General features: G+C 71.0%; 6 protein-coding genes. All 6 read right to left on the reverse strand.

Features of this window, described 5'->3' with window-relative positions; genetic code table 11:
- Positions 1–7: 7 nt before the first annotated feature.
- Positions 8–2,425, reverse strand: coding sequence for a glycoside hydrolase family 127 protein (locus LUTJ29_RS16000; RefSeq protein WP_084524608.1), 2,418 nt, complete (start codon positions 2,423–2,425; stop codon positions 8–10).
- Between the two features lie 3 nt (positions 2,426–2,428).
- Positions 2,429–4,042, reverse strand: coding sequence for an amidohydrolase family protein (locus tag LUTJ29_RS0103585; RefSeq protein ID WP_051322668.1), 1,614 nt, complete (start codon positions 4,040–4,042; stop codon positions 2,429–2,431).
- 117 nt (positions 4,043–4,159) lie between these two features.
- Positions 4,160–7,129 carry a TonB-dependent receptor gene (locus tag LUTJ29_RS0103590; RefSeq protein WP_084524610.1) on the reverse strand — a complete coding sequence of 990 codons (2,970 nt, stop codon included), beginning with the start codon at positions 7,127–7,129 and terminating at the stop codon, positions 4,160–4,162.
- Between the two features lie 360 nt (positions 7,130–7,489).
- On the reverse strand, positions 7,490–9,289 hold the full coding sequence (locus LUTJ29_RS0103595; protein ID WP_027071351.1) for a DUF885 domain-containing protein: 1,800 nt from the start codon (positions 9,287–9,289) through the stop codon (positions 7,490–7,492).
- A 20-nt stretch (positions 9,290–9,309) separates the two neighbouring features.
- Positions 9,310–11,625, reverse strand: a complete 2,316-nt coding sequence (locus tag LUTJ29_RS0103600) for a prolyl oligopeptidase family serine peptidase (protein WP_027071352.1) — start codon at positions 11,623–11,625, stop codon at positions 9,310–9,312.
- Between the two features lie 40 nt (positions 11,626–11,665).
- Positions 11,666–13,234, reverse strand: a complete 1,569-nt coding sequence (locus LUTJ29_RS0103605; RefSeq protein ID WP_027071353.1) for an APC family permease — start codon at positions 13,232–13,234, stop codon at positions 11,666–11,668.
- Between the last annotated feature and the right edge of the window lie 28 nt (positions 13,235–13,262).

Raw genomic sequence — 13,262 nt, forward strand, 5'->3', positions numbered from 1 at the left:
GCCGTGGTCAGCCCGCCAGCAGCCAGGCGCCGAACACCGGCCCCGCGGAATAGCCCGCATCGGGGACGATGCGCACCTGCCAGCCGTCGGCAGGCGGGTCGCGCAGGTCGGTGGGGAGCGGATAGTCGACCATCACGAAGTCGTGGCCGCGTCCGCCGTCGAGTACTTCGTGCGCGAGCTCGCGGCCGTTGATCTCGATGGCGAAACGGCGGCGGTGTTCCTCGCCCCAGTAGCGCAGGCGCAGCGCCGCCGCGGGGCGCGCCCCGCGCAGGGTGAACCGCAGCGTGCCCCCGTCGCGCACGTCGCGGCCGCTTACCCGCCGGTAGTTGGCCGCGTACGAGTCGCCGGTGACGGCCAGCGCGTGGGCCTGCTCGCTCCCGGGGTCGCCGAGCACGACGTGGTCGAGGCTCTGCTCGCGCAGCGCCTGTTCCCGGGCGCGGCGCCCGGCCTGTTCGGCCTCGTGGCGCCGCCGCTGCCGGGGGTCCAGGCGGTGGAAGTAGACCGCCTGCCGCCGTTCGTGCAGGGCGTGGAACGGCACGAAGTCGAGGCCCTGGGGATGCGTCGGCAGCGGCACGCGCCAGCGTCCGCCCTCCGGTTCGCCGAATGCCGCCTCGATGCCGTCCGGCAACCACGGTTCGATTCCGTCCCACGGCTCGTCCGCCGGGCCGAGGTCGGCCGCGAGCACGCAGGGCCCGCGCCGCAGGGACACCAGCGTGGGGTGGTCGGCGCAGGGCTCGAGCCGCAGCGGCATCGCGAACCCGACCTCGATCCGGTCGCCCTCGCGCCAGGCGCGGCGGATCCGCGCGTAGCCATCGCGCATCCCGGGCTTCACCTCGCGCCCGTTGACCCGGATCCGGCAGTCGCCGGCCCATTCCGGCACCCGCAGCCGCAGCGCCGGCAGGGCCCCGGCACGCAGCGGCCCGAGCGTGATGCGCACGATCCCGTCGTCGGGCAGTCCCGACTCCATCCGCAGCGACAGGCCGCGCGCGGGATCGTCGAAGGTCGAGGGGATGTAGAGGTTGACCAGCAGCTCGCCGTCGCGGAAGCCGTAGATGGCATCCGTGTACTGCGCATGGCTTTCCATCCCGGTGCCCACGCAGCACCAGAACTGCCCTTCCGGGTCGGAATGGCTGCGCGCCTCGCCGGTGAGCAGCGGCGTCATGTAGGTGTAGCGTCCGCCGTCGGGGTGCTGCTGCGACAGGACGTGGTTGTAGAGCGCGCGCTCGTAGAAATCGAAGTAGCGCGCCTGGCCTTCCCAGCCGTGCAGGATCCGGCTGAGCCGCATCATGTTGAGCGTGTTGCAGTGCTCGCAGGTCTGCTCGGTGATGTAGTGAGGCAGCGTGCCGGGGGCCTGGAAGTACTCGCGGTCGGAGTTGCCGCCGATCGCGTAGCTGTGGTGGTGGACCACGCGTTCCCAGAAGAACAGCGCCGCGGCCGCGTCGCCGCGGTCGCCGTCGGCCTCGAAGCCGCGCGCCGCGCCGAGCAGCTTGGGGATCTGGGTGTTGGCGTGCAGCCGGTTGAGGCGGTCCTCCCCGGCCACCAGCGGGTCCAGCACGCGGTCGTGGCGGAAGCGCCGGGCCAGCGCCAGCCAGCGCGCGTCGCCGGTGCGCTGCGACAGGACGGCGAGGCTCTCGGGCATGCCGCCGAACTCGCAGTCCAGCACCTGCTGCATCTGCGCGTGGTCCAGGGGCGCGAGTTTGCGCTCGACGTATCCGGCCAGGCGCGTGGCGACTTCCAGCGCGAGATCGTTGCCGCAGCAGCGGTGCGCGTCGAGCAGGCCCGCGAACAGCTTGTGCCAGGTGTAGAACGGCGCCCAGCTGCCGTTGAGCCGGAACGGCAACGCCTCGATCCGGCCCTGCTCGATCTCGTCGAACACCGCGCGGCCGCCCTCGACCACGCCGTCGGCGCGCTTGCGGGTGAAACCGGCGACGTAGCCGTCGCCGCCGGCCTCCTGGCAGCGCGCGAGCTCGGCGACGATCGCGTCCACGCGCTCGCGGCACTCGGCGTCGCCGCTGCCCTCGTGCATCAGCGCAAGGGCGCTCAGGTAGTGGCCGAGGGTGTGGCCGGCGATGGTGTCGCCTTCCCAGCCGCCGTACGCCTCCCCCTGCGGGGGCAGCCCGGCCTGCTGGTGGAAGTTGTGGAGCAGGCGACCCGGGTCGAGCCGCATCAGGTAGCGACGGGTGGCCGCCACCGACTCGGAGAACAGCGAGGGCAGCAGCCTGACGCTGCCGGGCGCCGGTGGCGCCACCCGCCCCGGGGCGAAGGCCAGCACGCGGCCGGCGAACCCGCTCCAGCCCAGCGCCAGCGCCGCCGCGCTCCAGGCGAGGAAGCGGCGGCGGCCGGCATCGGCCGGCGGGGCGCCAGCCGGATCCCGGCGATTATCGGGGGCCCGGGTCGGCGCAAGCGAACGGGAACCTGTCTGCATGGCTCAGTGCTCCGCGTGCGGGGCGGCGACCAGCGGCATCGGCCCGTCCGGCAGGCCGCGCGCGGCCTTGGCCTCGCGGACCATCGCGCGCACGTCCGCGCGCAGCGCCGCGGCATCGTAGACGATGCCGTCCTTGATCGTGTAGTCGACGCCGCCGACCTGCTCGACGCGGTCGTCGTCGTCCAGGCGGATGGTGCCGGTACCGAACAGCAGCTTGAGGTTGGCGAGCGGGTTGCCGCGCACCAGCACCAGGTCGGCCTTGCGGCCGACGCGCACGCTGCCGACGCTGTCTTCGCGCCCGAGGATCCTCGCGCCCATGCCGGTGGCGGCGTGGATCACCTCGAGCGGTCTGAACCCGGCCTCGCGCAGCAGCTCCATCTCCTGCACATAGCCGAAGCCGTACAGGTTGTAGATGTAGCCGCAGTCGCTGCCGATGCCGACCATCCCGCCGCGGTTCTTGTACTCGTTCACGAACTGCATCCAGAGCCGGTAGTTGCGCCTCCAGTCCATCTCGAACTCGGTGGTCCAGTCGAACCAGTAGGAGCCGTGGTGCAGGCGGCTGGGGCGGTAGAAGTCCCACAGCGCCGGCATCGTGTACTGCGCGTGCCAGGTGGCGTTGGTCATGCGCATCAGGTCGCGGCTGGCCAGGTAGGCGGTGAAGGTCGGGCTGAGGCCGAAGCCGCGCTCGAGCAGGGTCTCCATCACCTCGTTCCAGCGCGGCGAGCCCGGCTCGGCCGCCTGTTCCCACAGCCGCCCGGCCTCGGCGAAGCGCATCTGCTCATCGGTGTTGTTGAACTCCGCAGGCCAGCGCTGCAGCCGGCGGTCGGTGAACATGGCCTCGGGCAGGCCGTACCAGTGCTCCATCGAGTCGAGGCCGCGCGCCGAGGTCTGCAGCACGTTGGCGTACGCCACCAGCTGCTGGGCGTGGTGCATCGTGGTGCGCATGCCGATCGCCTCGGCCTCGTCCAGGGCGGCGTAGAGCACGTCCTCCGGGATCGAGCCGATGAACTTGATGCCGTCGGCGCCGCGGCGGCGGGCGTTGCGGACCGCCTGGCGCGCGGTGTCCGCGTCGTTGATCCCGGGCTGGATGGCGTTGAAGAACGGATAGACGTCGATGCGCGGGGCGACGATCTCGTTGCGCTCGCTGCGCCGCTTGACGTCGACCAGCCACTCGATCGGGCGGCCACTGCCCAGCTCGCGCACGCTGGTCACGCCATGCGCCATCCACAGCTTGAGCACGTATTCCGGGGGCACGCCCTGGCCGTCGTCGAGCGTGTGCAGGTGGACGTGGGTGTCGACGAACCCGGGCATCAGGGTGAAGCCGGTGCCATCGATCTCGCGGTCGCCCGCCGCGGCCCGCCGCGACGGCACGATCGCCCCCGGGGCGCCGATCGGCACGATCTCCGCGATCCGGTCGCGCACGACCACCACGTCGAACGGGCCCTGCATCGGCGCACCGGTCCCGTCGATCACGTTCACGTTGCGGATCACCAGGCGCTCGTAGGGCCCTTCGCCGGCGTCGCGCGCCGGGATCTGCGCACGCGAATCGGGCGCGGCCGCCGCCGGCGCCATGGCCAGCGCGAACGCGCAACACAGGAAACGGACCAGGCGGATCAAGTCGACCTCCGATGGCGATGGGAAATGGAACCGCCGCCGCCGGGGAGTTCGGGGAGGAGGCGGCGGCGGTTCGCGTGGAAACGAAGGGAGGGGGCCGCGCGCGGCCCCCCGACCCGGTCAGAACTTCAGGCGCACACCCACGAAGTAGCGCCGTCCGAGCACGTCGTAGACGCCGACGTCGGTGTTGGCGTCGCCCGCCAGGGCGGTGCCCAGCAGCGGCGGATCGCGGTCGAACAGGTTGTCGACGCCGCCGAACAGCTGCAGCTTCCCGGTCACGTCGTAGCTGGCGTTGGCGTCGAAGTACCACGTCCGCGGCGACTCCTGGACCGCGGCGGTGATGCCCTCCCGCAGCCGGAAGTCGTTGATCATCCTGGCCTGCAGCCGGGCCGACAGCGGGCCGCTGCGGTAGCCGGCCGAGAAGTTCACCTTCAGGTCCGGGATCAGGATGTTGCCGGTGCCGCCGCCGCAGCCGCCGCCCATGAAGCCGGCGCAATCGACCTCGCCCTGGTCGGCGATCACCTGCATCGAGCGCTCGAACAGCCAGCTCGTGAGCAGGGTCAGCGACACCTGGCCCTCGTTCCCGCCCAGGCCCCACGAGACCGGGAAGCGGTAGTCGGCCTGGAAGTCGAGCCCGCTCGCCTTGAGCAGGCCGATGTTCTGCAGGGTCGAGCGGACGTCGTCGATCTGGCCGTTGGGCAGGCGCACGATGGCCTGGCAGCTCGGCGAATCCGGATCCAGGCGGCTGAAGCAGTCGCTCAGCATCTGGTTGGCGCTGATGCTGGTGATCGCGTCCTCGACCTCGACCTGGAAGTAGTCGACCGCGAAGTTCAGGCCCTCGATCGCGGGGATCGAGAACACCGCGCCGAAGGTGAAGGTCTTGGAGGTTTCCTCGTCGAGGTTGGGATTGCCGCCCGTGGTCCGCTCGAAGCCGACCGATGCCTGGGTGAAGGTGTCGATGTCGGCCGCGGGCACGCCCTGCTGGATGCAGAGCTCGCGCTGCGCCGGGGTCGGATTGGCCGCCACGGTGCACGGATCGACGCCGGCGGTGAAGCCGCGCGCCTGCGGCGAGTAGAGTTCGTTGATGTTGGGCGCGCGGATCGCCACGTTGTACGCGCTGCGCAGGCGCATCCAGTCGGTCGGCGCCCATTCGGCGCCCAGCTTCCAGGTGTTGACGCCGCCGATAGTGGAGTAGTCGGAGTAGCGCGCCGCGCCCTCGATCGCGAGGTCGTGGGCGAAGCGCGCGCCGGCCAGCAGCGGCACCCGGAACTCGGCGAACACCTCGCGCACGCTGTACTCGCCTGACATCGGCGTCTGCGACACCGCGCCGTAGTCGCCGGACACGTCCATCGCGCTGGGCTGGAACGCATACTCGTCCTTGCGGTACTCGGCGCCGAAGGCGAGCGAGACCGAGCCGGCGGGCAGGTCGAACATCGTGCCGCTCATGCTCGCGCCGACGATGGTGCGGTCGAAGATGTCGCGGCTGGCGCGCTCTGGGGTCAGGAACGCGGCCGCGTCGGCGTTGATCGAGCCCAGGCCGAAGATGCTGGCCGGCACGCAGCCGCTGGCGGTGTTGGCGCAGACCAGGTTGCCGTCGACCACCACCGCATCGAGCGCCTGGGCCAGGCGCGCCTGGTTGATCTGGTTGTTGTTGACCGTGTCGGTGCGGTTGCGCTGCTCCTGCACGAAGGCGTCCCAGCGCCACCAGTGCCCGCCGCCGGCCTCGAACTCGCCGCGCAGGCCGCCGACCAGGTTGTAGCTGGAGCGTTCGTAGGTGTAGTAGCGCGGGCCGAGCTCGTCGGCGCGGCGGCCGGCGCCCACGATCGCCGCGGTGCCGTCGCCGTCCGGGTCGAAGATGTGGGCGTTGTTGGCGAAGAACTCACGCACTGCCGGCAGCAGCACCGGGTTGTTGGCGTAGTTGGGCACCAGCAGGGTCGAGGAACCGGCGCCGGGCGTGAGCGGGGTGAAGGAGTCCGGCGCCTGCTGGTACTGGTTGCGGCTGTTGGAGTAGTAGGCCTCGCCGTAGGCCTCGACCGAGTCGCTGACGCGGAAGTGCGCCAGGGCGCTGACCTGGGTGCGCTCGAGCGGGCGCTGCAGGTAGTTCAGGTCGGCGTAGTTGTACGCGTCCTCGGGCGCGCAGTACGGCAGCGGCACGCCGCCCTCGCCGAAGCGGATGCCGTTGATCGCGGTGCACGCGCCGGACGGCGAGAGGTCGACCCCGACCAGCGACTCGAGCTGCGGGCCGCTCAGGCCGATGCGGGTGCCCGGGATCGAACCCGAGCCGCCCGGGACCAGCCGGCCGCCGACGGTGTCGAGCGGCACCCGCGAGAACTCGCGGTCCGCCTGCAGGACCGGTTCGCGGTCGGTGCGGCTGATCGACAGCACCGCGTTGCCGCGGTCGTCGGCGAAGTTGCCGCCGATCGTCAGGTCGAACTTGTCGTAGGCGCCGTCGCCCTCGGCGGTCTCGCCGCGGGTGTAAACCGCCTCGAGGCCCTCGAAGTCCTTGCGCAGGATGAAGTTGACCGCGCCCGCGATCGCGTCCGAACCGTACACCGCCGACGCGCCGCCGGTGATGATCTCGACGTTCTCGATCAGCGCGTCGGGGACGCTGGCCAGGTCGACCAGGCCGTCGGAGTTCGCCGGGGTGAAGCGGCGGCCGTTGACCAGGGTGAGCGTGCGGGTCGCGCCGAGGCCGCGCAGGTTCGCGGTCAGCACGCCCGAGCCGCCGCCGTTGTTGACATTGGACGTGTTGCCCGCGGCCAGCTGCGGGAACTCGTTGAGCACGGTCTCGATCGTCGCGCTTCCGGAGTGGGCGATCTCCTCGCGCGAGACCACCGTGGTCGGGCTGGGCGCGCTCAGGTCCTTGCGCATCAGACGCGAACCGGTGACCGTCACCGCATCGAGGCTGACCGCCGCCTGCGAAGAGGCGGCGTCTTCGTCCTGCTCCTGGGCGAAGGCGGGGGTCGTGGCGATCGCGCCGCCGAGCATGGCGAGCGCCAGCGATGTGGCGAGGCGACGAAGGGGCGGCAGCTGCGGGGGCTGCGGCCGGGCTTTCACATGGCGCTGGATGGAAGAGGTGGCTACGGTCATGGCGCTTCCCCGATTCTGGTGGCTTGGCGACCCCCTGCCGATGCAGGAAATCGCACGTAGACGATCGACCCGCGTGCGTCCCTACCGGATCGCATCCGCAGTCCATTGCCACTGCTTGATGCGCAGCTGTGTGTTACTTCCGTGATTCCAGTCTCGTCGCCAGCCCCCCGCCGGGTCTTGTGTTGATTGACGGAATTGGATGTGGAAATCCGCACAATTATGGTGCAGCGCGATAAACCCGCAGGGCCTTCCCGCTCCCTGCGCGGGCGGAGTGCGAGCACGAAAAAGCCGCCGCGGCAAAGCGCCGCGACGGCTCCGTGCAAGGGGCCGCGACCCGGGGCCGCGACCGGAGTGGCGGGCCTACTTCCGGGCCAGCTCGGCCTTCTGCCGGGAGATGAACGCGCGCACCTCCTCCTCCAGCGTCGGCAGGGGCACCGAGCCGAGGTTGAGGATGGTGTCGTGGAACGGGCGCTGGTCGAACGCGTCGCCCAGTTCGCGCTCGGCCTCGGCGCGCAGGTCGCGAATGGTCTTGTAGCCGATGTAGTAGGCGAGCGCCTGGCCCGGCCAGGCGATGTAGCGGTCGATCTCGTTGACGATGTCCAGCGGCGCCAGCGCGGTGTGCGCGGTGAGGTAGTCGATCGCCTGCTGGCGGGTCCAGCCGTACTCGTGCAGGCCGGTATCGATCACCAGGCGCGCCGCGCGCCACATCTCGAAGGTCAGGCGGCCGAAGTCGTCGTACGGGGTCTGGTAGATCCCCATCAGGGTACCGAGCCACTCGGTGTACAGGCCCCAGCCTTCGCCGTAGCCGGAGAAGTAGGTCTGCTGGCGGAAGTCCGGCCGCGCCGGGGCTTCCAGCGCCAGCGCGGCCTGGAAGCTGTGGCCCGGCGCGCATTCGTGCACCACCAGCGCCGGCAGGTTGTACAGCGGGCGCTGCGGCAGGTCGTAGGTGTTGAACAGGCACGAGTCGAGCCCGCCGCGCCCCGAGGTGTAGATCGGCGCGATGTCGTCGGGCACCGGCAGGATGGTGAACCGGTAACGCGGCAGGGTGCCGACCACGTGCTTGAGTTCGCCATCGACCTTCTTCGCGATCCAGGCGGTGTAGTAAAGCAGCTCGTTCGGGGTCTTCGCGTAGAACTGTGGATCGGTGCGCAGGAACTGCAGGAACTCCTCGAAGCTGCCCTCGAAGCCGGCGCGCTTGATCACCTCGCGCATCTCGCGGGAGATGCGCGCGACCTCGGCCAGGCCGAGCTCGTGGATCTCCTTCGCGGTCATGTCGCGGGTGACGTACTCCTTGATCTGGGTCCTGTAGAACTCGCGCCCGTTCGGGAGGTCGGCCGCGGCGGTGGTGGTGCGGGTGCGCGGCAGGTATTCCTCGCGCATGAACGACAGCAGCTTCGAGTACGCCGGCACCACGTGCTCGAGCACCACCTTGCGGCCCTCGGCCTGCAGCTGCGAGCGCAGCGGCTCCTTGATCGTCACCGGCATGTTGGCGAAGGTGGCCAGGAACGGGTTGTCGTCGGTGGTCAGCGTGTACGGCTCGATGGTCCTGTCGCGGCCCTCCACCGAGGAACGGGGCACGCTCCAGCCGCGCGCCAGGCCGGCCTCCATGTTGGCGATGTGCTCGTCGAAATAGCGGCCCACGTCGCGCAGGCGGCCGATGAAGCGGCGCCAGTCGGCTTCGCTCTGGTACGGCTGGCGCGGGTTGAGCCCGCCCCAGAAGAACGTGTCGCTGTTGAACGGCGCTTCGTAGGTGCGCCAGACGGCGCCGTTGAGGTTCGCCTCGAGCGAGGCCCGGAACACGGCGGCGTTGATCCGCTCCTCGGGGCCGAGCTGGTCGACCGGGATCGCGTCGAGCGCGTCCAGCGCCTGCCTCCAGTAGGCGGCGCGGCGGGCCCAGCTGTCCGCGGTGACCGAGGGCAGCCGGCCGGCGGCCTGCCAGCGCCCGTCGATGCGTTCGCGGGCGAACTCCTGCTGCCGCCACTGCCATTCCGCCTCGTAGAGTTCCCGCAGCCTGGCTTCGGCGGCGTTGGCCGGCGGCGCCAGCGCGGCCGCGTCCGGGGGCGTCTGGGCGGCGGCGGGAACCACCGCGGCGCCCAAGGCGAGCGACAGCGACAGCGCGAGGGTGGACAGGTGCGTGCGGGTACGGCTGGGTGGGCGCATCGGAAAGTCTCCTGCGGGCATCATCGGGTGGTCTGCGGGTTCGGGTGGGCGCGGTTTCTGCGGGGCGGTTCGACGCCCTGCAGGTGGCGCCGGAAGAAATCCGCCTGGCGGCGGTGGGCGTAGTCGATCGGTCCGGTGGAGCGGCCCACGGTGTGCTCGCCGCCGGGGAACACGAGCAGGTCGAAGTCCTTGCCGGCGCGGACCAGGGCATCGACCACCTGCATGGTCGAGGCGGGATCGACGTTGCTGTCCTGCTCGCCGAGGATCAGCAGCAGTTCGCCCTGCAGCAGGTGCGCGTTGTCCACGCCCGAGGCGCGCGAGTAGTGGTCGCCCTCGCCTTCGGGCAGGCCCATCCACTGCTCGTTCCAGCTGATCTTGTCCATGCGGTTGTCGTAGCAGCCGTTCCAGGCCACGCCGACGCGGTAGAAGTCAGGGTGGAACAGCAGCGCGCCGAGCGTGCTCTGCCCGCCCGCCGACGCACCGTAGATGCCCACCCGCGAGATGTCGTAGGACCGGTCGCGCGCGGCCAGCGCCCGGTGCCACGCGATGCGGTCCGGGAAACCGGAATCGCCCAGGTTCTTCCAGGCCACGTCGTGGAAGGCCTTGGACCGGTTGGCGGTGCCCATGCCGTCGATCTGCACGACGATGAAGCCGTGGTCGGCCAGTTCCTGCATGCCCACCACCTTGTCGCCGCCGCTGTGGTAGCCGAACGGCCAGAAGGTCTTGGGCACGAAGGAATCGTGCGGGCCGGCGTAGATGTTCTCGATCACCGGGTAGCGCCGCGCGGGGTCGTAGTCGCGCGGGCGCACCACCAGGCCCCAGATGTCGGTGGCCCCGTCGCGGCCCTTGGCCACGAACACCTCGGGCGCCTTCCAGCCGGCCGCGAGCAGGCGCGAGATGTCGGCGCGCTCGATCTGGGCCACCAGCGCGCCGTCGGCCCGCCGCAGCTCCATCACCGGCGCCATGTCGACGCGCGAATACACCACTGCGAAGTGGCGGCCGTCGGGCGCAACCGACACATCGTGGTCGGCGTCGGCATCGGTCAGGCGCACCAGGCCGCGTCCGTCCAGGCCGACCCGGAACAGCTGGCGGAAGTAGGGGTCGCGCCCGGCGTCCATGCCGCTGGCGGTGAACCAGACCTCGCGGCGCTCTTCGTCCACGTGCAGGACCTCGCGCACCACCCACTCGCCTTGCGTGATGCGGTGGCGCACCTGCCCGCTGCGGCCGTCGAACAGGTAGAGGTGGCGCCAGCCGTCGCGCTCGGACAGCCAGATGATCTCCTCGCCGAGTCCAGCGACGTCGTGGCGGAAACCGCGCCAGGTATCGACGAAGGTGTCGCTGGGCTCGGCCACCACGATCCGCGCCTGCGCCGCGGCGCCGGGCGCGGGCACGTCCACCGCCAACAGGTCCACGCGCTGGTGTCCGCGGTGCACCACCTCGAAGGCGAAGCTGCCGCTGTCGCGCCGCCACTGGATCGGCGACAGCCGGTAGGGGTTGGCGAACAGGGCCGCGTCGATCTCGTGGCGCCGGCCCGAGCCCAGGTCGACCAGCACCGGCGACTCGATGTCCACCGCGTCGCCGGGCTTGGGGTAGAGCTGCACGTGCACCCGCGGCTGGCGCTGGTCGCGCGGCGCGGCCTCGACGCGCACCACCTCGCGGCGGTCGCCCGGGCGCACCCGGTAGAGCGCGAGCCAGCGCGAATCCGGGGACCAGGCGATGGTCTCCGGATCGTCGAACCGGCCGTCGTCGGCGGCCGCGGCATGGAACACGGTGCGGCCATCGTCCACGCGCCGCACCAGCACCCGCCCGTCCTCCACCAGCGCCTCGTGGCGGCCGTCGGGCGAGCGCCGCGGCTGGTTGTCGGCCGGCACCGCCAGGTCGCGCACCACGCCGAAGGCGCGTGGCCGTCCCGGCCGTGGCGGCACCCTGGCACAGGCCGCCGGCGCCAGCGTGCAGCGCCAGCGCGCCTCGTCCGTGGAGAACGCGATCGCCGCGCCGTCGTCCTCGAACCGGAACTGCTCGAACGGCAGCTGCGTGGGCGCGTGTTCGCCGCCGCCGGCCGCGGCCAGCGCCCGCGCGATCGCGACATGATCGAAGGCCGGCGCCTTGCCTCCGCCATCGAGCTCATAGCCGAAGAAGGCGAACCCGCCCTCGACCGTCTTGCGGTAGTGGAAGCGGCCGGCGTCCTGCCACGTGGCCGGCCAGGCGACGTCGCGGGTCAGCCCGATCCACTGTGCGCGCAGCCCGCCCGGGGGCGGATCGCCGGCCAGCACCGGCGCCGCCGCCAGCCCGCCCGTGCACAGCGCCAGCAGCACCAGGACCAGGGTCTTTCCCATCTCGCCTCCTCCCTTGCGGCCACGCGCCGCGGTTGTGCCCTCAGGCGCCGTCGTCTTCCTCCAGCTCGAGTTCCTCGCGGCGCAATCCGGCGCGCGCGGCCCATTCATACACGGCGTAGGCAATCGCCGCGACCGCCAGCGTGTCCCACGGATGGGCAATCGCGCCGATGCCGCCGAACGAGCCCAGGTACGACACCAGCATGACCATCAGGTAGAACGCGATCAGCCACGCCGAACACTGCACCTGGCGCAGCAGCTGCGCCCTGCCCTCGCGCGAGGGCAGCCGGTACAGCACGTAGCCGGCGAACATCGCCACCTGCAGGCCGAGCAGCCAGGACAGCGTCTCCCAGCGCGACCAGTACACGATCAGCGCGGCGACGATGAACGACAGCGGGCCCAGTACCGCCAGCGCGCGCACCCTGAACGGCCGCGACATGCCCGGCGCGCTGCGTCGCAGCGCCGCCACCGCCACCGGCGCGGCGGCGTAGCTGAGCATCAGCGCCGCCGACACCACCCCGATCAGCTTCTCCCACGACGGGAACGGCAGGGTCCAGAACACCGACAGCGCGAAGCTCAGCCACAGCGCGGGCCGCGGGATGCCGGACTTCGCGTCCACCCTCGTCAGCGACCGGATGCCCAGGCCGCGCGCCCAGCCGTAGATCACGCGCGGCGTGGCGCTCATGTAGATGTTGCCGGTGCCGCTGGGCGAGACCACCGCGTCCGCGACCACCAGCCACGCCAGCCACCCCAGTCCGAGGACCACGGCGATGTCGCGGTACGGCAGCGTGTACAGCTTGTCGATCCCGGTCCAGCCATTGGCGAGCTGCCCGGCGGGGATGCTGCCCAGGAACGAGAGCTGCAACAGCACGTAGATGACCGTCGACAGCACGATCGACAGGATCAGCGCGAACGGAATCGTGCGCTGCGGATCCCTGACCTCGCTGGCCACCGACACGATCGGGGTCAGCCCGAGGTAGGCGAAGATGATGCCGCCGGTGGAGATCGCCGCCTGGATGCCGGCCATGCCGCTGGGGGCGAAGCCGTGGACCTGCATGTTGTCGGCGTTGAAGTGGGTCAGCAGCAGCACGATCACCAGCGTCGGCACCATGAACTTGAAGATGCTGACGATGTTGTTGGAGATCGCGAAGCTCTTGATGCTGAAGTAGTTGAGCAGGAAGTACAGCACCAGCAGCCCGAACTGCACGATCCACCCCAGCAGGGTCGGGCTGGTGCCGTCGGCCTGGGTCAGCGACGGGAACCACGCCGCCGCGTACTGGCGGCTGGCCACGGCCTCGATCGCGATCAGGCTGGAGAACGCGATCAGGGTGATGAAGCCCATCAGCGAGCCCAGCAGCGGCCCGTGCGAGTACTCCGGATAGCGGACCACGCCGCCGGCGCGCGGGAGCGCCGCGCCCAGTTCGCAGTACACAAGGCCGAGCAGGAACACGGCGATGCCGCCGAAGATCCACGACACGATGCCGGCCGGTCCGGCCATCGAGGCCACGTGGCTCGCGGCGAACAGCCACCCGGACCCGAAGATCGATCCCAACCCGATGAAGGTCAGGTCGGTCAGGCTGAGGGACTTGCGGAACTTGCCTTGTTGCGACATGGATCACCTGGTCGGGTGCAGCGGGTGG

It is taken from the genome of Luteimonas sp. J29 (genome assembly GCF_000472505.1).
Lineage (GTDB): Bacteria > Pseudomonadota > Gammaproteobacteria > Xanthomonadales > Xanthomonadaceae > Luteimonas.

Coding starts and splice junctions, on each gene's coding strand:
- LUTJ29_RS0103605 (WP_027071353.1), bottom strand. CDS start 13,234: ATGTCGCAACAAGGCAAGTTCCGCAAGTCCCTCAGCCTGACCGACCTG.
- LUTJ29_RS0103590 (WP_084524610.1), bottom strand. CDS start 7,129: ATGACCGTAGCCACCTCTTCCATCCAGCGCCATGTGAAAGCCCGGCCG.
- LUTJ29_RS0103600 (WP_027071352.1), bottom strand. CDS start 11,625: ATGGGAAAGACCCTGGTCCTGGTGCTGCTGGCGCTGTGCACGGGCGGG.
- LUTJ29_RS16000 (WP_084524608.1), bottom strand. CDS start 2,425: ATGCAGACAGGTTCCCGTTCGCTTGCGCCGACCCGGGCCCCCGATAAT.
- LUTJ29_RS0103595 (WP_027071351.1), bottom strand. CDS start 9,289: ATGCGCCCACCCAGCCGTACCCGCACGCACCTGTCCACCCTCGCGCTG.